A 22,365-nucleotide genomic window follows, 5' to 3' on the forward strand; every position below is an offset into this window, starting at 1 on the left:
CGCCGCGGGGTCAGTTCTCCAGGGTCAGTTCTTCGGCTCGGACCCTTCCGCGGATCCGCCGTAGTCCTCCCACTCCTGGTCCTCCTCCTGCCACGCCTCGTTCCGGGCCGCAGCGATCTTCAGCGCCTTCTCGGCCTCCGCGCGCGTGGAGTAGGGCCCCATCAGCTCGGTGCCGGGCGACTGCCGGCCCTCTTCGACGTTGCCCGTGGTGAGGTTGTAGTAGAACTCGGTGCCCTCCGTCACGTCGGGCTCCTTTCCGCATCGGTGAGAGACTGGTGGATATGACTGTAGAGCAGAAATGGATCCGTCCAGAAGGACGAGAGGTGCTGGTTCCCGGCACCGTCGGCCCCCGTCGTCCCGTGCCCGCACGCATCGAGCGCCCCGAGTACGTCGACAAGGACGAGGCCGTCTCCGATACCGGGCCCCACATCCAGAGCGCGGATGTCATCGAGCGCGTGCGCGAGGCCTCGCGCATCGCGGCGATCGCTCTGCAGGCCGCCGGTGAGGCCGCCCAGCCGGGCGTGACCACCGACCGTATCGACGAGGTCGTCCACGACGTCCTGATCCAGCACGGGGCCTACCCCTCCACTCTCGGCTACCTCGGGTACGAGAAGTCGTGCTGCACGAGCCTGAACGAGGTGATCTGCCACGGCATCCCGGACTCGACGGTGATGCAGTCCGGCGACATCCTCAACGTGGACGTCACCGCCTACATCCACGGGGTCCACGGAGACACCAACGCCACCTTCGAGGTCGGTGAGGTCGATCCCCGCGTCCAGGACCTGGTCTCGCAGTCCCACGAGGCGATGATGCGGGGCATCAAGGCGGCGAAGCCGGGCCGCCAGGTCAATGTCATCGGGCGCGTGATCGAGAAGTTCGTCGCCCGCCACGGGTACGAGTCGGTGCGCGACTACACCGGTCACGGGGTCGCCGAGGGCTTCCACAACGGCCTGGTCATCCCCCACTACGATTCCGCGCCGATGTTCGACGACGTGATCGCCGAGGGCATGACGTTCACCATCGAGCCGATGGTCGCGATGGGCTCGCAGGACTGGGAGCAGTGGGACGACGGCTGGACCGTGGTCACCAAGGACCGCTCCTTCAGCGCCCAGTTCGAGCACACCATGGTCATCACCGACCAGGGGCCGGAGCTGCTCACCGTCCTCTGAGCGGACCGTCCCGCGCTCGCTCGGGCCACCGCCGGCCGCCTCGTCGGCGGGGTCGGCAGCGCGGCTCGTCGGCGGGGATCCGGGTTGTTTGGCACACTATGGCCAGCGATGGGCGGACAGACCGCCGGGACCCGGCACACGGAACGAGGACAGATCATGACCGAGCAGGCGTTCGGCATCGACATCGGCGGCAGCGGCATCAAGGGCGCGCCCGTGGATCTTGCGTCGGGGGCGCTCGCCGCGGACCGGCTGCGGATCAAGACCCCTCAGCCCTCCTCACCGGACGCGGTCGCCGACACGGTCAGCGAGCTCATCGAGAGCTTCGACATCAGCGAGGGCATGCCCGTCGGCGTGACCTTCCCGGCCGTCATCCAGCAGGGAGTGGCCCGTACCGCCGCCAACGTCGACAAGTCCTGGATCGGCACCGACGCCGACGCCCTGTTCACCGAGCGCACCGGGCACGACGTGTTCGTGGTCAACGATGCCGACGCCGCCGGCATCGCGGAGATGGAGTTCGGTGCCGGCCGCGGCCAGCAGGGCGTGGTGCTGGTGATCACGCTGGGCACCGGCGTGGGCAGTGCGATGTTCGTCGACGGGCGCCTGGTGCCGAACACGGAGCTCGGGCACATTCCGCTCAAGGGCGACTCGGCCGAGAAGTACATGGCCGAATCCGCTCGTGAGCGCAAGGACCTGTCCTGGAAGAAGTGGGCGAAGCGGCTCCAGAAGTACTTCTCCCTGGTCGAGTTCCTCTTCAGCCCGAACCTCATCATCGTCGGCGGCGGGGTCTCCAAGGAGCACGAGAAGTTCCTCCCGCGCCTGGAGCTGAACACCCCCATCGTGCCGGCGGAGCTGCGCAACGAGGCAGGCATCATCGGCGCTGCGGCACTTGCGCGACGGTCAGAGGATGATGTCGACGGATCCGGCTCGACGTCCTCTCGCGAGCAGACGTCCTCGCCGTCGACGGCGTCCTCGGGGAAGCAGGCGAACTCGAAGACGTCGTCGAAGCAGGCGAGCTCGACGACGTCCGCGGCGAGCACCGATGCCACGGAGAACGCTGCGACGTCGACCAGGTCACCGGCCGAGGAATCCGCCGAGAGCACCGCCTCGACGAAGGCATCGAGCGCCACCAAGAGCTCGTCCGGGAAGGCCACCGGCGCGCAGAAGTCGTCTGCGAAGAGCTCCGGCACGAAAGCCACCACGTCCGGTCAGAAGACCACGAGCCAGAAGAAGTCCACGAGTCAGAAGAAGGACTCGGCGCAGTCGACATCGGGTCAGAAGAAGGACTCGGGGTCCGACGCCTCGACCCGTCAGCAGACCGGGGCCCAGAAGAAGGATTCCGGCCGGTCCGCCTCCAGCCGGAAGCAGACCTCGGCGCAGAAGAAGGACTCTGGCTCGGCCACCTCCGGTCAGAAGAAGACCGCTTCCGCGTCGAAGAGCTCCGGCTCGAAGAGTTCGGCCCGCAGCGGCAACAGCACGTCGGCGTCTTCGTCCCGGTCGTCGTCCGGGGCGAAGACGTCAGGGTCGACCAAGTCGTCAGGGTCGACCAAGTCGTCGGGGTCGAGGAAGACCTCTGCGCCGAAGAAGAGCTCTGCGCGGAAGTAGGGGTCCGGCGGGAAGCAGGCAGGCCGGACGCGTCTGCCGATCAGGCCGCCCCGGGGGTGAGCGCAACTTCCTGGTCTGGTGCGCGACGTGAGCACGCTCAGGCAGGGTGACTCGGCGCTGACCGCCACATTGCTGCACCTCCCTACCGGCGCAGCGGTGGCGGAGGGTGATGAGGGACCAGCCGGCCTGTAAGCCGGGTTCTGTGAGCGGCAGTCATCCATCTCGGATCGCCGTTGCCGACGACCTCCAGCGGTCCACCCGGGAACTCGGGCTGGCACCCTCGAACGTTCCCTGTACGACCTTGCTCCCGGTGGGGTTTACCGTGCCGGCCTCGTCACCGAGACCGCGGTGGTCTCTTACACCACCCTTTCACCCTTACCGCCCGCGCCCCGAAAGGCTCAGGCGGCGGTCTGCTTTCTGTGGCACTGTCCCGCGGATCACTCCGGGTGGGCGTTACCCACCACCGTGCCAGGCGGAGCCCGGACTTTCCTCGGCCCCGGAGCGCGAGCCCCGAGGACGCGACTGCCCGGCCGACTGGTCCGCCGTCCAGTTTACGCCGACCGCGCACTCGGGCCGCCAGTGAGGTCGTCACCGACGGTGCGCTGACGTGCGCAAAGTCTCGCGACTGCGCCTCCCGAGGTGCCATGGCAGGGCGGATCGGCCTCCGAGAATGGAGAGATGCTGATCCTGCTGCCGCCCTCGGAGACCAAGACACGACCACCCGAGGCCGAGGCCCGCCCGCTCGACCTCGAGGCGATGGCGCTGCCCGAGCTGCTCGAGGCCCGACGGACCATGCTGCGGGCCGCCCAGCGGACGGCGGGGACCCAGGACGCCGCCGCGAAGCTCGGTGTCCCAGCCTCCTCCCCCGAGCTCGTCCAGCGGATGGCAGACCTCGAGCACGAGCCGGCCGCTCCCCCGCTCGCGGTGTACTCCGGGGTGCTCTACGACCAGCTGGACCCCGCGCACCGCCCCGCGCCGGACCGCCGCCTTCTCGTCCAGAGCGCATTGTTCGGACTCGTCGACGCCGGCACCGACCGGATCCCCGCCTACCGGCTCTCGGCGACCTCCGCCGTCTCCCGACTCGGGAAGGCCGGCTCCTGGTGGACCCAGAGGCTGCGGCCGACGGCGCAGCGCCTGCAGAAGGAACAGGCGGAGGGTGGATCGCCGGTGGTCATCGACTGCCGCTCCGGCTCGTACCGTTCGATGATGCAGCTGCGCACCGACCCGGCAGTGCGGGTCCTCGAGGTCTCACCCGTCCAGGAGCGCGGCGGTGCGCGCAAGGTCGTCTCCCACGATGCCAAGCGCTACCGCGGACTCGTCACGCGATCGCTGCTGGCGGCCGGCACGACTCCGGCCTCGGCCGATGACGTCGTGGATCTGCTGCAGCCGGCCCTCGGCGGCGGTCTCCGCGTGGAACTGGAGGGAGACCGCCTCGTCATCGTCGACCACATCGCCTGACCTGGCTGGTCCACTGGGCGGCTGGTCCGCTGGGCGGCGGGTCAGCCGGCGCGGCCGCCCCAGGGATCGGTCGTGTGCTCGCTGATCACGACGTCCAGGCCGGGCACGGCGTCGCTGAGCAGGTCGCGGGCCAGCGGCAGCCAGAGCGCCTCGCTCTCCGCGTGCGGGACGTCGATCAGCGCCGGCACCGCCGCGTGGTCCGCAGCGGCCTCGAGGTGCTCCAGAGCGGGATGGTGGCGCAGATCCGAGGTGATGTAGGCGTCCACACCTGCGGCGAGGGCCTGCTCCAGGAAGGAGTCGCCGGCGCCCGGGCACACGGCCACGGTCCGGACAGGCCGGCTCGCCGGGCCGGTGTGGACGACTCCGCGGGCCGTGGGCGGGACGATGCCGGCCACGGCTGCGGTCAACTCGGCGACGTTCATCTCCCGTGGCAGGCTGCCGATCGCCCCGAGGCCGAACAGCTGTGACCCGTGGGCTGCCATCGTGCTCTCCGGGGGCGGCACGAGGGCCCGAGGATCCTGGAGATCCAAGGCGCTCATCCAGGCGCCGACGGTGCCGAGCGTGGACCGGTCGACGTTGGTGTGACCGCACCACAGGGCGGTGCCGGCGCGCAGCAGGTCCGTGACGACGGCGCCCTTGCCCTGGTCCGCGGGCAGGAAGCTGGCCCCGCGCAGCAGCAGCGGGTGGTGGGTCACCAGCAGCTGGGCGCCGCGGTCCACGGCCTCCTCGGCGACCGCCACTGTGGGGTCCACGGCCAGCAGCACCCGTCGGACGTCGGCCCCTCGCTCCCCCAGCACCAGACCGACCCGATCCCAGGACTCCGCCCAGGACAGCGGATAGGTCTCCTCGAGCAGACCGGTCACGGATCCCACCGTGGCCGCCGCCAGAGGACCGACAGTGTGCGGGCGGCTCATGAGCCGAGCGCCCGGGCCTCGACCAGCGCCGCCTGGTAGGCCTTCCACGGCATCAGCACGCACTTCACGCGCGCGGGGAACTTGGCGGCTCCGAGCAGGGCGACGCCGTCACCGATCAGCTCCTCGTCGCCCTCGATGCGGCCACGCGATCCCATGGCCGCCTCGAAGTGCTCCCGCACCGGATCCATCTCGGCCACGGTGCGGCCGATCAGGAGGTCCGCCATGATCGACGCGGCGGCCCGGCTCATGGCGCAGCCGATCGCGTCATAGGAGACGTCCTCGATACGCTGGCCCTCGCCGCTGCCACTGAGATGCAGGCGCAGGGTGATCTCATCCCCGCAGGTGGGGTTGACGTGGTGGACCTCAGCGTCGAACGGCTCGCGCAGGCCCTCGTGCAGAGGGCGCTTGTCGTGCTCGACGACGAGCTCGGTGTACAGGGAGTTCAGTGCTGTGCTCATGAGAATGATCCGAAGAAGTCGGCGGTGTGCCGGACGCCCGCGATGAGAGCGTCGACCTCCGCGGCGGTGGTGTGGAGGGAGAAGCTCGCGCGGGTGGTCCCGTGCAGCTCGTAGCGGCGATGCAGCGGCCAGGCGCAGTGATGCCCGACGCGCACCTCGAGGCCGAGGGAATCGAGCACCTGGCCGACGTCGTGCGGGTGGCGGCCTGCCAGGGCGAAGGACACCGCGCCCGCCCGTTCCGGGGAGGCGGCGGGGCCGATGATGCGGATCCCGTCGATCGCTGCCAGCCCGCGCAGCGCCCGGTCGGTCAGGGCCCGTTCGTGCTCGGCGACCTGCTCCATGCCGAGAGCGGTGAGGTAATCGCAGGCGGCGGCGAGGCCGACGGCCTGGCTGATCGGGGGCGTGCCGGCCTCGAACCGGGCCGGCGGCGCGGCGAAGGTCGAGTGGTCGAGATGGACCACTTCGATCATGGATCCGCCGGTGCGGAACGGGGGCAGCGCCGCGAGGTGTTCGTAGCGGCCCCACAGCACGCCGATGCCGGTGGGGCCGTGCATCTTGTGGCCGGACAGCGCGACGAAGTCGACGTCGAGTGCGGCCAGGTCGATCGGCATGTGCGGGGCGGACTGGGCCGCATCCAGGACGGTCAGCGCGCCCACGGACTGTGCGGCCTCGACCAGCCGTGCGACGGGATTCACGGTTCCGAGCACATTGGACTGGTGGGCGAAGGCGACGACCTTGGTGCGCTCGGTGACCAGTGCGTCCAGACCGGTCAGGTCCAGGGTGAAGTCGTCGGCCAGCGGGATCCAGCGCAGCGTGGCGCCGGTGCGCCGGGCCAGCTCCTGCCAGGGGACCAGGTTGGCGTGGTGCTCCATCTCGGTCACCAGGATCTCGTCGCCCTCGTGCACCCGCAGGTGCTCCGGGGTGGACTCATCACCGTTGCCGAGGGAGTAGGCGACCAGATTCAGCGCCTCGGTCGCATTGCCGGTGAAGACGATCTCGTCGGGTGTGGCGGCGCCGAAGAACGCGGCCACCGTCTCGCGCGCGTCCTCGAAGGCGTCCGTGGCGGCCGTGGCCATCCGGTGAGCGCCGCGCTTGACCGCTGCGTGGTCGTGGGTCAGGTAGGCGACCTCGGCGTCGATCACCTGCTGGGGCCGCTGCGAGGTGGCGCCCCCGTCCAGGTAGATCATCGGGGTGTCCTCGTCCAGCATGCGGCCGAGGATCGGGAAATCCGCCCTGATCGCCTCGACGTCGAACGGTCTGCTCGGTGCACTCACCTGCGCGGCTCCTCCTTCGATAGGTGCCGGTCGCGGTCACCCGGGCGAACTGTGCGAGAACGGTCCGAGCCTGCCGCGATGGTCCTCCAGTATAGGAACCGCCCAGGCGGCTGCCCGAGGCCATGAGATCCTGTCCACATCCGTTCCATCCCGTCAGGAGGATCCGCCATCGACACCCTGATCCTGCTCCTTTTCGGCGTGACGATCCTTGCCTTCCTGATCGTGATCATCGGCCGGCTGCTGGTGCGTCGCAACCGTGATCGTGAAGAGGCCGAGGCGGCCGGTTTCCCCGGCGGTGAGCGGCCCCGTACCGATGAGGAACGTGCCCAGGACCGGCGGACCGCGGTCGTGTGGGGCTGCGCGGCGCTCGCGGTGCCGTGCCTGCTGGTGCTCGCCTACGTCGTCACCCGCTGACGAACGCTTCCCTCCGGCCGACGCACACCCCGCTCCGAGGGTCCACAGCCCGGCGCACGCCGTGAGGTCGGTGCGCCCCGTGAGGCGGTGCATGCGGTGAGGTCGGTGCACCCCGTCGCCGGGCGCGAGCCGGAGCTGAGCGGTGTCCGTGCACCGTGTCTCGTGGTGGGTCGTGAGGGGCTCGAACCCCCGACCTTCTGGGTGTAAACCAGACGCTCTGACCAGCTGAGCTAACGACCCGGACGGGAGCTGCGCCCCCGGACCTCCTTCAGGTGACCCTTTCTATCGCACGCCGCGCGCCCGCGCGCGAGGCGCGGTCACCTCGCGGGCGAGGCCGCCGCGAGGGCGGTGATCAGCTCGGGCGGCTGGCCAGGCGGGTCCCCGTCCAATCGGGCGCGAGGCTCACGGTGGTCAGGACGCGCAGACCGGCGACCCCGGCGCTCTCCTGGATCTCTCCCGGGGGCACGTGCCCGTCGCGGCCCGCCTTGGGGGTCAGCACCCACACGGGCGCACCGGGCGCCAGGGTGGTGAGGGTGTCGACCATCGCGTCGGTCAGGTCGCCGTCACCATCGCGCCACCACATGATCACGGCGTCGACGATCTCCTGGCAGTCCTCGTCCTCGAGCTCACCGTCGATGAGGTCCTCGATCGCGTCGCGCAGATCCAGGTCGACATCATCGTCGTAGCCGAACTCCTGCACGATCTGGCCCGAGGTGAACGTCAGCGCCTCGGCAAGAGAGCTGGGCGAAGGGGCGTCGGCCGACGGTGACAAGAAAAGGCTCCTCACAGGATGGGGCAAAGCAGATACGGCAGGTCCGGCCGTGCCCGAGGGGACGGTGGACCGAACTCTGCGCGCCGATTCTATGTCACGAGCCACCCTCCTGCACTACAGGGGCGCACGCGGGTGAGATTCGAGGTGGCACCGGGCGATGAGGGCCGTCCGCACCCTCCGCCACCTGCGGGCCTGTGACTCCGACGCGCCCGTACGGGGTGTCCGGCGTCTCACACCTGAGGAGGGATCGTGAAGGTCCCTCCACGCCCCGGCGACGGTAGGCTTGCTCGGACCGAGGCCGAAGGAGCCGGGCCCGCCGGCGTTCCACTGCTCCCACGGCCGGTCCATCGCCTCCCGAAGAGAGAAGGACAGTGTGAGTTCGCACGAGACCCCTCGTCCCATCGGCATCAACCTGCCCAGTCACGCGCAGGATCCCGACCCGGAGGAGACGCAGGAGTGGTTGGACTCGTTCGACGGACTCGTCGAGCACCGGGGCGACGAGCGCGCCTCGGAGGTCGTCCAGAGCCTCATCCAGCACGCCCGTGAACGCGACCTGGAGCTTCCGGAGTCGCTGACCACGGACTACGTCAACACCATTCCCGTCGAGGAGCAGCCCGAGTACCCCGGTGACGTGGAGCTCGAGAAGGAGCTGCGCAACATCAACCGCTGGAACGCAGCGATGCTCGTCCATCGCGCCCAGCGCCCCGGGGTCGCCGTCGGCGGCCACCTCTCCAGCTACGCCTCCATCGCCACGATGTACGAGGTCGGCTTCAACCACTTCTTCCGTGGCCGCAACCACCCCGGCGGCGGCGATCACGTCTTCTTCCAGGGCCACGCCTCCCCCGGGATCTACGCGCGCGCCTACATGATGGGCCGCCTCGGCCAGGAGGATCTGGACGGCTTCCGCCAGGAGTTCTCCAGCGAGCACGGCATGCCCTCGTACCCGCACCCGCGGGCGATGCAGGACTTCTGGGAGTTCCCGACGGTCTCGATGGGCATCGGCCCGGTCGCGGCGATCGAGCAGGCCTCCTTCGACCGCTATCTCAGCAACCGCGGGCTGAAGGACACCAGCGAGCAGCACACCTGGGCGTTCCTCGGCGACGGCGAGATGGACGAGGTCGAGTCCCGCGGCGCGCTGCACATCGCCGCCAAGGAGCACCTGGACAACCTCACCTTCGTCATCAACTGCAACCTGCAGCGGCTCGACGGGCCGGTGCGCGGCAACGGCAAGATCATCCAGGAGCTCGAGGCGCAGTTCCGCGGCGCGGGCTGGAACGTCATCAAGGTCGTCTGGGGCTCCGGCTGGGATCCCCTGCTGGCCAAGTCCACCGACGGGGCGCTCATCGACCTGATGAACGCCACTCCCGATGGTGACTACCAGACGTACCGCGCCGAATCCGGCGGCTTCATCCGGGACAACTTCTTCGGGCGCGATCCGCGCACCAAGGCGCTCGTGGAGGACCTCTCCGACGACGACATCTGGTGGAAGCTCAACCGCGGCGGGCACGACGCCCAGAAGGTCTACGCCGCCTTCCAGGCCGCCATGGCCCAGAAGGGCAAGCCGACCGTCATCCTCGCCCAGACCGTCAAGGGATACCGGCTGGGGACGAACTTCGCGGGCCGCAACGCGACCCACCAGATGAAGAAGTTCACCCTCGAGGATCTCAAGGCGCTCCGCGACACGCTGCGCATCCCCGTGACCGATGAGCAGCTCGAGTCCGGCAGCGTCTACGACGCCCCGCTCTACCTGCCGGATGACGACGCCCCGGTGATGAAGTATCTCAAGCAGCGCCGCGAGGAGCTCGGCGGGCCCATGCCCTCACGCAGCACCGAGCACAAGGCGCTCGAGCTGCCCGGCGACAAGGCCTACGAGGTCACCCGTCGCGGGTCGGGCAAGCAGGAGATCGCCACCACCATGGCACTGGTGCGTCTGCTCAAGGACCTCATGCGTGACAAGGAGACCGGCAAGCGCTGGGTCCCGATCGTCCCCGACGAGGCGCGCACCTTCGGCATGGACTCGCTGTTCCCGACGGCGAAGATCTACAACCCCGACGGGCAGAACTACCTCTCGGTCGATCGTGACCTGCTGCTGGCCTACAAGGAGTCCACCTCCGGCCAGATCAAGCACATGGGCATCAACGAGATCAGCTCCACGGCAGCCTTCACCGCCGCGGGCACCTCGTACGCCACGCACGACTTCCCGATGATCCCGCTGTACATCTTCTACTCGATGTTCGGGTTCCAGCGCACCGGCGACTTCTTCTGGGCCGCCGGGGACCAGATGGCCAAGGGCTTCGTCATCGGCGCGACGGCCGGCAAGACCACACTGGCCGGCGAGGGCCTCCAGCACATGGACGGCCACTCGCCGATCCTGGCCGCCACCAACCCCGGCGCGGTGATCTACGACCCGGCGTACGGGTACGAGCTCGGCCACATCATCCGCGACGGTCTGCAGCGCATGTACGGCGAGGACGACCGCCTGCAGGAGGTCTTCTACTACATCACCGTCTACAACGAGCCGATCGTCCAGCCCGCGGAGCCGGAGAATCTGGACGTCGAAGGCCTGCTCAAGGGCATGTACGTCGTCGAGGGCCTGCCCGAGGGCGACGGGCCCGAGGCACAGCTGCTGGCCTCCGGCGTCGGCGTGCCGTGGGCCCGCCACGCCCGCGAGCTGCTGGCCGAGGACTGGGGCGTACGCGCCAACGTCTGGTCGGTGACCTCCTGGACGGAGCTGCGCAAGGAGGCCCTGGAGGCGGAGAAGCACAACCTGCTCAGCCCCGAGGATCAGCGCACCCCGTGGATCTCGCAGCGCCTCGAGGGCGTCAGCGGCCCGTTCGTGGCGACCTCCGACTACGACTTCATGGTCCCGGACATGATCCGCGAATGGGTCCCGGGGCAGTACGGCGTGCTCGGGGCCGACGGATGGGGCTTCTCCGACACCCGCCCGGCGGCTCGCCGCCACCTGAAGATCGACGCGCACTCCATGGTCGTCAAGACCCTGCAGCTGCTGGCCCGCGAGGGCAAGATCGACGCCGCGGTGGTCCGCCAGGCCATCGACAAGTACGACCTGCTGAACGTCAACGCCGGCCAGTCCGGCTCGTTCGGCGGCGAGTCCTGATCACCGCCGGGTCATCCCTCGTGCGCGATGGATGACCCGGCGTCCGCTTCCCCTCACGGCGCCGCACCCCCGAGCGCCGCTCCCCGCATCCCCCCGTCCTGGAGGTCCTCGTGCTCGCGATCGTCTGCCCCGGTCAAGGGGCCCAGAAGCCCGGATTCCTGAGCCCGTGGCGTGAGCTGCCCGGCGTCGAGGCGATGCTCGCCTCACTGTCCGAGGCCGCCGGCGTGGACCTCCTGCGTCACGGCACCGAGTCCGACGCCGACACCATCCGCGACACGGCCATCGCTCAGCCGCTGCTGGTCGCGGCGGGCATCATCGCCGGCACCCAGCTCGGTCCCCAGGACGACGGCCCCGATCTGCCGCCGGCCGACGTCATCGCGGGCCACAGCGTCGGCGAGCTGACCGCCGCCGCCCTGGCCCACGTCCTCAGCGATGAGGATGCGATGCGTCTGGTGGCCGTCCGCTCCCAGGCGATGGCGAAGGCCGCCGCCGCGGAGCCCACGGGGATGGCCGCAGTCGTCGGCGGGGCCCGCGACGAGGTCCTGGCCGCGATCGAGCGCCACGGACTGCACGCCGCGAACATCAACTCCGCCGCGCAGGTGGTCGCCGCCGGCTCGACCGACGCTCTCGCCGCCCTGGCCGAGGATGCGCCGTCGCGGGCGCGGGTGATCCCGCTCCCGGTTGCCGGCGCGTTCCATACGCCGTACATGGCCGGAGCCCGCGATGAACTCGCCGGCTTCGTTCCCACGCTTTCCGTCGCGGACCCGTCCTCGCCGCTGATCTCCAACGCCGGCGGCGAATCGGTCTCCACCGGGTCCCGCTACCTCGAGCTGATCGTCACCCAGGTCGCCTCCCCCGTCGACTGGGAGGCGTGCATGGGCGCGCTGCGCGAGCGCGGCGTGACGGGGATGGTCGAGCTCTCGCCGGCCGGCACCCTGACAGGCCTGGCCAAGCGCGACCTCAAGGGCGTCGCGACGGTCAACCTCAACACGCCCGACGATCTCGAGGCCGCCCGCGACCTGGTGCACGAGCACGCCGGTGTCGCCGCGTCCGAAGGCCAGGAGCACTGACATGGCAGCGCGAGTCTCCCTCCAGCACCGCCCCGCCGTCCCGGGATCCCAGGTCCTCGCCTACGGTGCCGCCCGCGGCGATCTCGTCGTGCCCAACGATGACCTGGTCGGCCCGATCGACTCCTCGGACGAGTGGATCCGTCAGCGCACCGGGATCATCACCCGCACCCGAGCCAGCAAGGACGTCGGCGTCAAGGACCTGTCGCTGACCGCGGCGAAGGAGGCGATCGAGAGTTCCGGGATCGACCTCGAGACGCTGGATGCGATCATCGTCTCGACCATCTCCTTCCCGTATCCCACGCCGTCGCTGGCGACGCTGCTGGCGGGCGAGCTGGGCCGCCCCGATGTCATCGCCTACGACATCTCCGCGGCCTGCGCCGGGTTCGCGTACGGCATCGGCCAGGCCGACGCCCTGATCCGCACCGGAGCGGCACGCCACGTGCTGGTCATCGGCGCCGAGAAGCTCTCCGACTTCGTCTCCCCCACCGACCGTTCGATCTCCTTCCTGCTGGGCGACGGCGCCGGCGCGGCGATCGTCGGGCCCAGCGACGAGCCGAAGATCGGCCCCACCGTATGGGGCAGCGACGGAGACAGCTGGGACACGATCCGCATGACGGGCTCGATGATCGACTTCCGCGACGGCACGGGCGACTGGCCCACGCTCGAGCAGGACGGTCGAACCGTGTTCCGCTGGGCCGTGTGGCACACCGCCCAGAAGGTCCGCGAGATGCTCGACGCCTCCGGACTGAGTGTCGAGGACGTCGACGTGTTCGTCCCCCACCAGGCCAACATGCGCATCGTCGACGAGCTCGCCAAGCAGCTGCAGCTGCGCGAGGACGTCGTCATCGGCCGAGACATCGCAGAGACCGGGAACACCTCGGCCGCCTCGATCCCCCTGGCCACCCACCGCCTGATCCAGGAGGGAGCCGTCCGCAGCGGCGACGTCCTGGTCCAGTTCGGCTTCGGCGCGGGCCTGGCCTACGCCGGCCAGGTGCTCGTCCTCCCCTGACCGCTGCGGACACATCGCGCCGGGGTGCTTGTCACCCGCGTCACGCCCGTGCCACTATCACGCCTCGGCTGCCGGATCCCCGGCCGCGACGCGGGTAGTCTTTGACCGCCAACATTCCATAGACCTAAGGAGAACCCATGGCAAACACCGAGAACGAGATCCTCGAGGGCCTCGCCGAGATCGTCAACGAGGAGACGGGTGTCGCCACCGAGGACGTCAAGCTCGAGAAGTCCTTCACCGACGACCTCGACATCGACTCGATCTCGATGATGACCATCGTGGTCAACGCCGAGGAGAAGTTCGACGTGCGCATCCCCGACGAAGAGGTCAAGAACCTCGCCACCGTCGGCGACGCCGTCAAGTACATCGAGGGCGCGCAGTCCTGATCCCCGCTTGACGCCCGGGACGTTCCCGTCCCGGGCGTCGCCGCCTTCTCGCCCACCCGACCTGGAGGTCCGCATGTCCGCTTCCCGCTCCCGTGTCGCCGTCACCGGTCTCGGCACCGTCAACCCGCTCGGCGGTGACGTCGCCTCCACCTGGAACGCCGCGCTGGCCGGTACCTCCACCGCCCGTACGCTCGAGAACGACTGGAAGGAGCGCTACGGCCTGGCCGTGGACTTCGCCTGCCAGATCGCCATCGATCCGTTCGAGCACCTCGCCCGACCCGAGGCGAAGAAGCTGGACCCCTCGGGCCAGTACTCGATGATCGCGGCCCGCGAGGCCTGGGCCGATGCGGGAACGCCCGACGTCGATCCCACCCGGTTGGGCGTGGTCGTCGGCACCGGCATCGGCGGAGTCTGGACGATCCTGGACCAGTGGGACGTGGTGCGCGAGCGCGGCGCCCGCCGGGTCAACCCCTTCACCGTCCCGATGCTGATGGCGAACTCCTCCAGTGCGCACATCGAGATCGAGCTCGGGGCCCGCGCCGGCGCCCACACGCCGGTCTCGGCCTGCGCCTCCGGCGCCGAGGCGGTCGCCGGCGGGATGGACATGATCCGCTCGGGCCGCGCGGATGTCGTGGTCGTCGGCGGCACCGAGGCCTGCGTGCACCCCCTGCCGCTGGCCGGCTTCGCCAACATCCGCGCCCTCTCCCCCCGCGTCGACGATCCCGAGCACGCCTCCCGGCCCTACGACGTGGACCGTGACGGCTTCGTCCTCGGCGAGGGCGCAGCCATCCTCGTGCTCGAGAGCGAGGAGCACGCCGCCGCCCGCGGTGCCCGCGTGTACGCCTACGCCTCGGGACGCGGCATGGCCTCGGACGCGTACCACATCTCGGCCCCCTCGCTCGAGGGGCAGTCCCGCGCGGTGCGCGAGGCGGTCACCGACGGCGACGTCGCGCCGGCCGACGTGGTCCACGTCAACGCCCACGGCACCTCGACGCCGCTCGGCGACATCAGCGAGCTCAACGCCGTCTCCGATGCGCTGGACGGGGTCACCGATCAGCTGGTGGTCACCTCGACCAAGTCGATGACCGGCCACCTGCTCGGCGGCGCGGGCGCGCTGGAATCCGTCTTCTCGGTCCTCGCTTCCCACCACCGCGTCTCCCCGCCCACGATCAACATCGAGAACCTCGATCCCGAGGTCTCGCTGAATGTGGCTCAGAACGAGCCGGTGGACCTCCCCGGTGGTGACATCGCCGTGCTCAACAATGCCTTCGGCTTCGGCGGGCACGACGTCGCCGTGCTCTTCACCAGCGCCTGAGCGCCGGGTCGCGCAGCGACCACAGGATTCTCACCGCGACCACGCAGGATCTCGCCGCGACCACGCAGGATACAGAGAGCGCCGCATCTCCTGGCCAGATGCGGCGCTCTCGCGTCGGGCGCGGTGCCCGACCTGCCGGTGGCCCGACGAGGGCGAGGCGGGAATCAGCCCACGCGGTGCAGCCAGCGCATGGGCACGCCGTCGCCGGCGTGCCGGTAGATCTCGAGGTCCTCGTCCCAGGGCTCCCCGAGCGCGATGCCCAGCTCGCGGCGCAGCGCCGAGGGATCATCCCCCGCACGCTCCATGCATCCGCGCACGCGGTCCTCGGTGAGCACCGTGTTGCCGGCGTGGTCGGTCGCGGCGTGGTGGATGCCCAGCTCCGGGGTGCAGCTCCAGCGCGCGCCGTCCGTGGACGCGGTCGCCTCCTGCGTCACCTCGAAGCGCACCTCGTGCATGCCGCGCAGTGCGCTGACGAGCCGCGCGCCGGTGTCCTCGCGGCCCCGCCACGTCATCTCGGCGCGCACCAGGCCGCGGCCGACATGCTGCTCGTCCCAGTGGATGCGCGAGGGCATGCCGAGGACTCCGCTGGCGGCCCATTCGATATGCGGTGCGAGGGCTCGCGGAGCGGAGTGCACATACAGAACGCCCTGAGTCATCTCGTTCCTTCCGGTTTCCGATGCGTCTTCCCCAACGAATCGGTACCGTCCGGACGGAAATGAGATGCCAGACCGGGTCTGTGTCCTGGCCTTACTTTAGAGGGTCTCTCTGATCTGGCGCAATGCCTTCTTCTTGACGGACCTCTCGAGCCCGTCGATGTAGAGCTCGCCATCGAGGTGTGCGACCTCGTGCTGGATCAGCCGGGCGACGATTCCTTCTCCAGCCAGCTCGATGTCATTGCCGTCGACGTCCGTGCCCACACACCGTGCATAGGCGCTGCGGGTGCGCGGGAAGAACAGACCGGGAATCGACAGGCAGCCCTCGTCGTCGTCCTGGGTCTCCTCGGAGAGCTCGACGATGGCCGGATTGAGAATGTGCCCGACGCCGTGGTCCTCGAGATTCCAGGAGAACGCGCGCAGGCTTACCCCGATCTGATTGGCCGCCACGCCGGCGCGGCCCTCGTCGTCGACGGTGTCCATGAGGTCCCGGGCAAGGTTGCGGGTGGCGTCGGTGACCGTCCTGATCGGGTCGCACGGGGTGCGCAGAACCGGGTCCCCGACGATGCGGATGGGCCGGATGGTCATCGCTCGACCTGCCCCGTCGCCTCGGCGTCCTCGCCCGTGGCAGAGAGGGAGCTCTCCGCGGATCCGTGCGCGGTCTCCGCCTCCGGGGCGGCTCCGGCTCCGCCGAGCACCTCGTGGGTGACCTCGACGCCGGGGACGATGGTGCGCTCGACCGTGCATCCGGCGGCGACGGCGCGCCCGAAGACCTTCGTGATCTCAGCGGTCTCGGCCTCGGTGAGCTGCTCCACGGGGAGCTGCACCTGCTCGGCGATCGAGTGGTACCGGTTGTCGGAGTCCTCCGAGAGACCGTGCGCCCACAGCCGCATGTCGAAGTCCTCGCCCAGACGGCGGGAGAGGTTGACGTCACTGCTCATGCCGGCGCAGCCGATCAGGGCGAGCTTCAGGAGCTCGCCGGGGCTGATCTCACCCTCGCCCAGTCCGATCGGGATCTCGACGCCGCGCTGGTTGCGGCCGACGAGGGTGCGGTGGCCGGAGCGGTCGGCCCAGACGCTTCCCGGGCCGAAGTCCTCGGGGAGCTCGAAGCGATCATCGGGGACAGAGGACATCGTCCTGCTCCTTCACGAGAACCTGGTGAACGAAGAACAGCCCCGGAGTGACCCCGGGGCTGTTCTCCTCCTGTGGCTCCCGCAGTTGGACTTGAACCAACAACCCTTCGATTAACAGTCGAATGCTCTGCCGATTGAGCTATGCGGGATCGACCTGGAAGACTCTAGCAGGAGCAGCACCTGGGCGCACCTCCGAGCGGGCGTCCCGCCGGGCACTATGACGCATCTAACCACACCACCGTGGACCCGTGCCGGGGCGCGGCACGTCCTGGCTCCGGGTCGGCGCTCAACGGCCGTCGTACCGCGTGCACGCGTCACATCGCGCCAGGTCATGGGCTCGGCCCGTGGTAAGTTCGACGACGCCCTGCCCAGGGCGCACGGGCCAGTAGCTCAGCCGGTCAGAGCAGCGGACTCATAATCCGTCGGTCGCGGGTTCAAGCCCCGCCTGGCCTACCCCGACGCCGTCCGGCCGGTGCCGGTCGCAGAAGGACGTTCTCGTGGCCCGGCCGGATGAGCAGCGATGCTCGAGGGGACGAAGGAGACGATCGGTGAGTGCTGAGGACCCCCTGGCCCGCTACGTCCGGGAGCATGCCCAGCGAGCTCTGAGCGGGCTCGAGTCGATCGCGCGGGACGCCGACGTGGAGTCGGTCCACCACACGCGAACCTCCCTGCGCCGGTTGCGGGCGACGGTGCGCACCTTCGCCCGCTCCTTCCCGGAGCCCGGCGCCCTCGATGAGGATCTGCGGTTCGTCGCCCTGGCGCTCGGCCGGATCCGCGACGCCGATGTCCTCGCCGGCAGCCTGCTGCCCGAACTGGACGCGCTTCCTGAGGACCTGGTGCTCGGCCCGGCGCGCCGCGATCTCGCCGAGGCGCTCTCAGCGCGTCGGCGAGAAGGACTCGACGCACTGTCGGCGGCCTCCGAGGACCCGCGATGGGGACGTGCGACGGAACAGCTCACCGCCTGGTGCAGCGACCCGCCGGCCCTGACGGGACAGGACGTCACCAAGACCCTCAAGAAGTCCCGGCGTCGGGTCCGTCGCCGCATCCGCAGCTCCGAGGGGCACCCCGTCGCACTGCACTCGGCGCGCAAGGCCGCCAAGCGGTGGCGGTACGCAGCCGAACTGCTGGCCGACGCCGAGCCCGCGGCGGCCACGCACCTCGAGCAGGCCACCACGGCGCAGCAGGTGCTGGGAGACCTGCAGGACGCGGTCGTCGCGTGCGAGTTCCTGCGAGAGCACGCCGCGCAGGGTGCCCGCAGCGGCCACAACGCCTTCACCACCGGGCTGCTGTACGCCTCGGCGCGCGGACGGGTCGAGGATGCCACTGCCCGAGCGCTCGATCTCGTCTGAACGCGCCCGGACGCCGGTCCGCGGGGCGACGGCCGACCCGGTGCCGGTCCACCAGGAGCCGGTCCACCAGGAGCTGGGCCAGCCGTACCGCTCGACCGGGAGGAGGCGCGATGGTGGACGGCGACGGGTCTACCGGTCGTCGAGGTAGCGCAGCACGGCTTGGACACGGCGGCTGGTCTGTTCGTCGCCGGCCAGCTCGAGTTTGTCGAAGATAGCGCTGATCGCCTTCTCCACCGTGCTCAGCGAGACGAACATGCGCTCGGCGATTCCGCGGTTCGAGAGACCCTCCGCCATCGCCTCGAGCACCTCGATCTCCCGCGGCGTCAGGCGGCTGACCGCCTTCTGCTGCTCCGGCGCGCGCAGCAGGGCACGGACCACGGCCGGGTCGATCACGGTGCCTCCGTCGGCGACCCGGTGGACGGCGTCGAGGAAGCTGTCGATCTCGGTGACGCGGTCCTTGAGCAGGTACCCGATCCCGGGGGTCTCGGTGCCCAGCAGCTCGCTGGCGTACTCGCGCGCCACGTACTGGGAGAGCATCAGCACCCCGACGTCCGGGTGGTCGCGCTTGATCCGCACCGCGGCCAGAAGCCCTTCGTTGGTGTGGGTGGGCGGCATGCGCACGTCGACGATCGCCAGGCGCGGATGATGCGCGGCGACCGCGCTCAGCAGGGCGTCTCCGTCCCCCACGGAGGCGAGGACGTCGATGCCCTCGTCGACCAGCAGGCTGCGGACACCCTCACGAAGCAGCACCGCATCGTCGGCGAGGACCACGCTGAGCGGCGCGCGGGGACCCTCCCCGTCGGGCTGTTCGGGGGTCGACGGGATGTGGGGCTCAGTCACAGGGCATCTCCGCGGTGATGATGGTGGGGCCGCCGGGCGGGCTGTTCACGCTCACGCTACCGTCCAGCGCTGCGACCCGCCTGGCCAGGCCCTGCAGTCCGCCGCCTTCGGGATCGGCACCGCCGGTGCCGTCGTCGTGGACCGCCAGCCGCAGGACGCGCCGGTCGGGCTCGCCCTCAGTGGCCACGGTGATCCGGATGGTGCGGGCACCGGCATGCTTGACCACGTTGGTCACCGCTTCCCGCGCCACGAAGTAGGCGGCCGATTCGACCGCCGGAGGCAGCTCGGCCTCGATGCTGTGGTCCACGTGGACCGGCACCGGGCTGGTCGCGGCGACACCGTCCAGGGCGGCGGCCAGTCCGTGCTCGTCGAGTGTGGTCGGGTAGATCCGCCAGGCCACCTGGCGGACCTCCTCGATCAGAGCCTGGGACTGGCCGTGAGCCTGCTCCAGCAGCTGGGCGGAACGGTGGGGATCCGTGGCGCGCCGGGCCCGGGCCAGCGTCACCGACAGCGAGACCACGTTCTGCTGGACCCCGTCGTGCAGATCGCGCTCGATACGGCGGCGTTCGTCGTCGATCGCCACGACCACGCCGCGGCGCGTGGTCAGCAGGCGGCTGATGCGGGTCTCCAGCGCATCCTGGCGCGTGATCGCGGTCCAGCGGCCCAGGAGCTTCGCCTGCAACCAGACCGCGAACTCGGCGTAGAGGGCCGTGGCCAGCAGGCTGGAGGTCCCGAAGATCACCAGCACCGGCAGCGCAGGACGACTGATGGTCCACACGGCGAACTCGAGCACCACGGGACCGGCCGCCAGCAGCTGGGTGAAACTGCCCAGGACGACCGCGGCGACCAGCAGCAGCAGATCGCACATCACGTACCCGAGCACCGCCGACAACGGCCCGTGCAGCAGCGCTCGGCGTCCGCCGAGGAAGGCACCGTCCCCCGCCCCGACCTGCAGTTGGTAGAAGCGGCGCAGGCGGTACAGCTCCCAGCGGCGCACCCGACGGAAGGGGGCCCGCAGGCGCATCAACTGCAGCGGGGCTGCGAGCACGAGCAGCGGTCCGATCAGGAGTCCGAGCACGGTTCCCACGACGTGACGCACCGCGCGCCGCGCGAGCCGCGTGTACTCGCGCGGGAGCTGGTACCTCGAGAGGTCGGGCAGTCGCATGGGGGCAGCTCCGGGTGGCTGCGAGGGATCGCCTCGGCAGCATAGGGCGTGGAACGGGGCACGCCGGTCGGCGCGCTCGGGGAACGCTACCAACGCGGCGACATCGGCCTCAGGGGGCAGGCCCTAGACCGGCTTCCGGTTTTCCGGACAGAACGTGGCTCCACGGCGCGACGGCGCAGCGACCCCGTGGCTCCATGGCTCCGTGATGGCTCCACGGCTCACGGCGTTCACGGCTCCGTCCCTGCATGGCCCCGTACCCGGTGGCGTCAGCACCTCCGGATGACGCTCACTCGACGCTCTGGCGCAGTGCCCGGCGCTTCTCCTGCACCTGCGCGAGGCGGCCCAGGATCTCCTGGTATCGCTCCCCGTCCGACGGATCGGTGCGCTGGAGACGCTGCTTGAGCACGGAGTACTCCCGGGTGATCGACAGCTCGCTGAGACGAGCCAGCAGCGAGTTGGCCAGTCGCTGGAGCCCCTCCTCGTCGCGGGCGGGCAGGTCGAGATTCGCGATCTCCACGATCAGGGGACGCACGGTCTCCCCCGCGATCTCGAGGACCTGTTCGAGGTAGCGGGCGGGGTGGAGTGTCCCCTCCGTCGCATCCAGCAGTGTTCCGGCGGCCAGCATCACGTCCCACACGCTCTGCAGAGCCGGCACGTGGAAGGCGTCGTCCGGCAGGGCTGCCACCGTCTCGGTGTCCAGCAGGTGCGGGGTCTGCATCATCACCGCGAGGGACTGGGTCTCGACCTGTCCGACGGGGTCGCGGGGACCGACCGCGTCGGCGAGACGAGCGACGGGGACCGCGGGCTGCTCCCCCGCGCTCGCCGCCGGGGTACCGGGGCGTTCCGTGCTCAGCGGCTCGTCAGCATGCCTGCCGGTGCGGTCTTCGCTGCGGGAGGCGTCATGGACGGCCCGCAGCACGGTGCGCTCATCCATGCCCAGCCATCCCGACAGGCGTCGGGCATATTCGGGGCGCATCGCCCGGTCGCGGATGCGCGCGACCACGGGGGCGGCCATCCGCAGCGCACTGACCTGGCCCTCGACCGTGTCGAGGTCGACCTGGGAGATCGCCGAGCGGATGGCGAACTCGAACATGGGCTTGCGGGCCTCGATCAGGTCCACGACCGCCTGGTCCCCTCGAGCGATGCGCAGCTCGCACGGGTCCATGCCCTCGGGCTCGACGGCGACGTAGGTCTGGGCGACGAACTTCTGGTCCTCCTCGAAGGCGCGCAGCGCGGCCTTCTGTCCGGCGGCGTCGCCGTCGAAGGTGAAGACGACCTCCCCGGAGAGCCCACGGCCGTCGGCGTTCAGCTGCAGCCCCGAGGACGGGTTCGAATCCCCCATCACGCGCCGGACGATCTTGACGTGGTCTGCGCCGAACGCGGTGCCGCAGGAGGCCACGGCAGTGGTGACGCCGGCCAGGTGCGCGGCCATCACATCGGTGTACCCCTCGACCACCACTACGCGGCGCTGTCTCGAGATCTCCTTGCGCGCCAGGTCCAGGCCGTAGAGCACGTTGGATTTGTGGTAGATCGGGCTCTCGGGCGTATTGAGGTACTTCGGGCCCTTGTCCGATTCCAGCAGCCGGCGCGCCCCGAAGCCGATGGTGTTGCCGGTGATGTCGCGGATCGGCCACACCAGCCGCCCGCGGAACCTGTCGTAGACGCCCCGCTGACCCTGGGAGACGAGCCCGCTGGCCACCAGCTCCTGCTCGGTGAAGCCGCGACCGCGCAGGACGGAGGTCAGGGAGTCCCAGCCCTCCGGGGCGAAGCCGACGCCGAAGCGTTCGGCGGCCTCCCGGTCGAAGCCGCGTTCGGTCAGGAACCGGCGGCCCACCTCGGCGGCCGGACCGGCCAGCTGCTCGCAGTAGTACTCCTCGGCGATGGCGTGAGCATCCAGCAGGCGGCGACGGGTCCCGAAGTCGGGACGGTCGCCGCGCCCGCCGCCCGAGCTCGACTCCTCGTAGCGCAGCTGGATCCCGTAGCGGCCCGCCAGGAGCTCGACGGCCTCGACGAAGCTGAGGTGATTGATCTTCTGGACGAAGGAGATGACATCGCCGCCCTCGCCGCACCCGAAGCAGTGCCATTGGCCCAGCTGCGGCCGGATGTTGAACGACGGAGTCTTCTCGTCGTGGAAGGGGCACAGGCCCTTCATCGAGCCGATTCCGGCGGTGCGCAGGGTGACGTGCTCGGCGACGACCTCGTCCAGGCGCGAGCGTTCGCGCACCAGGTTGATGTCGTCGCGATTGATCAGTCCCTGGGCCACCCG

General features: G+C 70.1%; 20 protein-coding genes, 3 tRNA genes, 1 other RNA gene and 1 pseudogene. 11 read left to right on the plus strand and 14 right to left on the minus strand.

Annotated elements, in window-relative coordinates; genetic code table 11:
• Positions 1 to 24: 24 nt before the first annotated feature.
• Positions 25 to 243 (minus strand): SPOR domain-containing protein, encoded by a 219-nt coding sequence (locus tag ACFQS2_RS12740; protein WP_377016901.1) that lies wholly within the window; start codon positions 241 to 243, stop codon positions 25 to 27.
• 38 nt (positions 244 to 281) lie between these two features.
• Between ACFQS2_RS12740 and map the strand changes: the two genes are divergently transcribed.
• Positions 282 to 1,169 carry a type I methionyl aminopeptidase gene (gene map, locus ACFQS2_RS12745; protein WP_377016899.1) on the plus strand — a complete coding sequence of 296 codons (888 nt, stop codon included), beginning with the start codon at positions 282 to 284 and terminating at the stop codon, positions 1,167 to 1,169.
• A gap of 156 nt (positions 1,170 to 1,325) precedes the next feature.
• Positions 1,326 to 2,066: pseudogene (gene ppgK / locus ACFQS2_RS12750) on the plus strand (polyphosphate--glucose phosphotransferase); the annotation flags it as partial.
• 878 nt (positions 2,067 to 2,944) lie between these two features.
• Here ppgK and rnpB read toward each other — a convergent pair.
• Positions 2,945 to 3,309: RNase P RNA component class A (gene rnpB, locus ACFQS2_RS12755), an RNA gene on the minus strand.
• 140 nt (positions 3,310 to 3,449) lie between these two features.
• On the opposite strand from rnpB, the gene ACFQS2_RS12760 reads away from it, so the two are divergent.
• Positions 3,450 to 4,229 (plus strand): YaaA family protein, encoded by a 780-nt coding sequence (locus ACFQS2_RS12760; RefSeq protein ID WP_377016897.1) that lies wholly within the window; start codon positions 3,450 to 3,452, stop codon positions 4,227 to 4,229.
• 41 nt (positions 4,230 to 4,270) lie between these two features.
• Here ACFQS2_RS12760 and ACFQS2_RS12765 read toward each other — a convergent pair whose 3' ends face one another.
• From ACFQS2_RS12765 to ACFQS2_RS12775, 3 genes are read right to left on the minus strand one after another with little or no spacing between them, the layout of a single operon-like run.
• Positions 4,271 to 5,092, minus strand: coding sequence for a Nif3-like dinuclear metal center hexameric protein (locus ACFQS2_RS12765; protein WP_377793971.1), 822 nt, complete (start codon positions 5,090 to 5,092; stop codon positions 4,271 to 4,273).
• A 47-nt stretch (positions 5,093 to 5,139) separates the two neighbouring features.
• On the minus strand, positions 5,140 to 5,601 hold the full coding sequence (gene sufU, locus ACFQS2_RS12770; RefSeq protein ID WP_377016893.1) for a Fe-S cluster assembly sulfur transfer protein SufU: 462 nt from the start codon (positions 5,599 to 5,601) through the stop codon (positions 5,140 to 5,142).
• Complete coding sequence (locus ACFQS2_RS12775; RefSeq protein ID WP_377016891.1) at positions 5,598 to 6,875, minus strand: aminotransferase class V-fold PLP-dependent enzyme; 1,278 nt, start codon at positions 6,873 to 6,875, stop codon at positions 5,598 to 5,600. Before ACFQS2_RS12775 ends, sufU begins: the two co-directional genes overlap by 4 nt.
• A gap of 198 nt (positions 6,876 to 7,073) precedes the next feature.
• Here ACFQS2_RS12775 and ACFQS2_RS12780 point away from each other — a divergent pair, with 198 nt between their 5' ends.
• Positions 7,074 to 7,289: a hypothetical protein gene (locus tag ACFQS2_RS12780; protein WP_377016889.1), complete on the plus strand. Its 216-nt coding sequence runs from the start codon at positions 7,074 to 7,076 to the stop codon at positions 7,287 to 7,289.
• A 163-nt stretch (positions 7,290 to 7,452) separates the two neighbouring features.
• On the opposite strand, the gene ACFQS2_RS12785 is transcribed toward ACFQS2_RS12780, so the two are convergent.
• Together ACFQS2_RS12785 and ACFQS2_RS12790 are read right to left on the minus strand one after the other, a co-directional pair.
• Positions 7,453 to 7,529, minus strand: a tRNA-Val gene (locus ACFQS2_RS12785).
• A gap of 112 nt (positions 7,530 to 7,641) precedes the next feature.
• Positions 7,642 to 8,061: a DUF3052 domain-containing protein gene (locus tag ACFQS2_RS12790; protein ID WP_377016887.1), complete on the minus strand. Its 420-nt coding sequence runs from the start codon at positions 8,059 to 8,061 to the stop codon at positions 7,642 to 7,644.
• Between the two features lie 373 nt (positions 8,062 to 8,434).
• Here ACFQS2_RS12790 and aceE point away from each other — a divergent pair, with 373 nt between their 5' ends.
• The 5 genes from aceE (at position 8,435) to ACFQS2_RS12815 (ending at position 14,959) form a co-directional block, all read left to right on the plus strand.
• Positions 8,435 to 11,179 (plus strand): pyruvate dehydrogenase (acetyl-transferring), homodimeric type, encoded by a 2,745-nt coding sequence (gene aceE / locus ACFQS2_RS12795; RefSeq protein WP_377793972.1) that lies wholly within the window; start codon positions 8,435 to 8,437, stop codon positions 11,177 to 11,179.
• Positions 11,180 to 11,289: 110 nt separating this feature from the next.
• The gene (locus ACFQS2_RS12800; RefSeq protein ID WP_377793973.1) at positions 11,290 to 12,249 is read left to right on the plus strand and encodes an ACP S-malonyltransferase; all 960 of its coding nucleotides are present in this window, start codon (positions 11,290 to 11,292) and stop codon (positions 12,247 to 12,249) included.
• A 1-nt stretch (position 12,250) separates the two neighbouring features.
• Entirely contained in the window at positions 12,251 to 13,258 is a 1,008-nt protein-coding gene (locus ACFQS2_RS12805) for a beta-ketoacyl-ACP synthase III (RefSeq protein ID WP_377793974.1), read from the plus strand.
• A 137-nt stretch (positions 13,259 to 13,395) separates the two neighbouring features.
• Positions 13,396 to 13,644 carry an acyl carrier protein gene (locus tag ACFQS2_RS12810; protein WP_377793975.1) on the plus strand — a complete coding sequence of 83 codons (249 nt, stop codon included), beginning with the start codon at positions 13,396 to 13,398 and terminating at the stop codon, positions 13,642 to 13,644.
• Between the two features lie 73 nt (positions 13,645 to 13,717).
• Complete coding sequence (locus ACFQS2_RS12815; RefSeq protein ID WP_377793976.1) at positions 13,718 to 14,959, plus strand: beta-ketoacyl-[acyl-carrier-protein] synthase family protein; 1,242 nt, start codon at positions 13,718 to 13,720, stop codon at positions 14,957 to 14,959.
• Positions 14,960 to 15,123: 164 nt separating this feature from the next.
• Here ACFQS2_RS12815 and ACFQS2_RS12820 read toward each other — a convergent pair whose 3' ends face one another.
• From ACFQS2_RS12820 to ACFQS2_RS12835, 4 genes are all read right to left on the minus strand, one after another.
• Positions 15,124 to 15,615 carry a DUF3145 domain-containing protein gene (locus tag ACFQS2_RS12820; RefSeq protein WP_377016875.1) on the minus strand — a complete coding sequence of 164 codons (492 nt, stop codon included), beginning with the start codon at positions 15,613 to 15,615 and terminating at the stop codon, positions 15,124 to 15,126.
• Between the two features lie 96 nt (positions 15,616 to 15,711).
• Positions 15,712 to 16,200 (minus strand): peptide deformylase, encoded by a 489-nt coding sequence (locus ACFQS2_RS12825; protein WP_377016873.1) that lies wholly within the window; start codon positions 16,198 to 16,200, stop codon positions 15,712 to 15,714.
• Positions 16,197 to 16,745, minus strand: coding sequence for an OsmC family protein (locus ACFQS2_RS12830; protein ID WP_377793977.1), 549 nt, complete (start codon positions 16,743 to 16,745; stop codon positions 16,197 to 16,199). Before ACFQS2_RS12830 ends, ACFQS2_RS12825 begins: the two co-directional genes overlap by 4 nt.
• Before the next feature lie 73 nt (positions 16,746 to 16,818).
• Positions 16,819 to 16,894: transfer RNA gene (locus ACFQS2_RS12835), tRNA-Asn, on the minus strand.
• A 230-nt stretch (positions 16,895 to 17,124) separates the two neighbouring features.
• Here ACFQS2_RS12835 and ACFQS2_RS12840 point away from each other — a divergent pair.
• Together ACFQS2_RS12840 and ACFQS2_RS12845 are read left to right on the plus strand one after the other, a co-directional pair.
• A tRNA-Ile gene (locus ACFQS2_RS12840) sits at positions 17,125 to 17,198 on the plus strand.
• 95 nt (positions 17,199 to 17,293) lie between these two features.
• Positions 17,294 to 18,094, plus strand: a complete 801-nt coding sequence (locus tag ACFQS2_RS12845; protein ID WP_377016869.1) for a CHAD domain-containing protein — start codon at positions 17,294 to 17,296, stop codon at positions 18,092 to 18,094.
• 129 nt (positions 18,095 to 18,223) lie between these two features.
• On the opposite strand, the gene ACFQS2_RS12850 is transcribed toward ACFQS2_RS12845, so the two are convergent.
• The 3 genes from ACFQS2_RS12850 to dnaG form a co-directional block, all read right to left on the minus strand.
• Positions 18,224 to 18,934, minus strand: a complete 711-nt coding sequence (locus tag ACFQS2_RS12850) for a LuxR C-terminal-related transcriptional regulator (RefSeq protein ID WP_377016866.1) — start codon at positions 18,932 to 18,934, stop codon at positions 18,224 to 18,226.
• Positions 18,927 to 20,099, minus strand: a complete 1,173-nt coding sequence (locus ACFQS2_RS12855) for a sensor histidine kinase (protein WP_377793978.1) — start codon at positions 20,097 to 20,099, stop codon at positions 18,927 to 18,929. The genes ACFQS2_RS12850 and ACFQS2_RS12855 overlap by 8 nt, the downstream gene beginning before the upstream one ends.
• A 286-nt stretch (positions 20,100 to 20,385) precedes the next feature.
• Complete coding sequence (gene dnaG, locus ACFQS2_RS12860; protein ID WP_377016862.1) at positions 20,386 to 22,362, minus strand: DNA primase; 1,977 nt, start codon at positions 22,360 to 22,362, stop codon at positions 20,386 to 20,388.
• Positions 22,363 to 22,365 lie beyond the last annotated feature (3 nt).

Origin of the sequence: Brachybacterium sp. GCM10030267, assembly GCF_042666875.1 — a bacterium.
GTDB lineage: Bacteria > Actinomycetota > Actinomycetes > Actinomycetales > Dermabacteraceae > Brachybacterium.

Excerpts from the sequence above, each read along its gene's own strand:
- sufU (WP_377016893.1), bottom strand. The coding sequence starts at position 5,601 with ATGAGCACAGCACTGAACTCCCTGTACACCGAGCTCGTCGTCGAGCAC.
- ACFQS2_RS12820 (WP_377016875.1), bottom strand. The coding sequence starts at position 15,615 with ATGACTCAGGGCGTTCTGTATGTGCACTCCGCTCCGCGAGCCCTCGCA.
- ACFQS2_RS12830 (WP_377793977.1), bottom strand. The coding sequence starts at position 16,745 with ATGTCCTCTGTCCCCGATGATCGCTTCGAGCTCCCCGAGGACTTCGGC.
- ACFQS2_RS12760 (WP_377016897.1), top strand. The coding sequence starts at position 3,450 with ATGCTGATCCTGCTGCCGCCCTCGGAGACCAAGACACGACCACCCGAG.
- map (WP_377016899.1), top strand. The coding sequence starts at position 282 with ATGACTGTAGAGCAGAAATGGATCCGTCCAGAAGGACGAGAGGTGCTG.
- ACFQS2_RS12805 (WP_377793974.1), top strand. The coding sequence starts at position 12,251 with ATGGCAGCGCGAGTCTCCCTCCAGCACCGCCCCGCCGTCCCGGGATCC.
- ACFQS2_RS12855 (WP_377793978.1), bottom strand. The coding sequence starts at position 20,099 with ATGCGACTGCCCGACCTCTCGAGGTACCAGCTCCCGCGCGAGTACACG.
- ACFQS2_RS12825 (WP_377016873.1), bottom strand. The coding sequence starts at position 16,200 with ATGACCATCCGGCCCATCCGCATCGTCGGGGACCCGGTTCTGCGCACC.
- ACFQS2_RS12810 (WP_377793975.1), top strand. The coding sequence starts at position 13,396 with ATGGCAAACACCGAGAACGAGATCCTCGAGGGCCTCGCCGAGATCGTC.
- ACFQS2_RS12815 (WP_377793976.1), top strand. The coding sequence starts at position 13,718 with ATGTCCGCTTCCCGCTCCCGTGTCGCCGTCACCGGTCTCGGCACCGTC.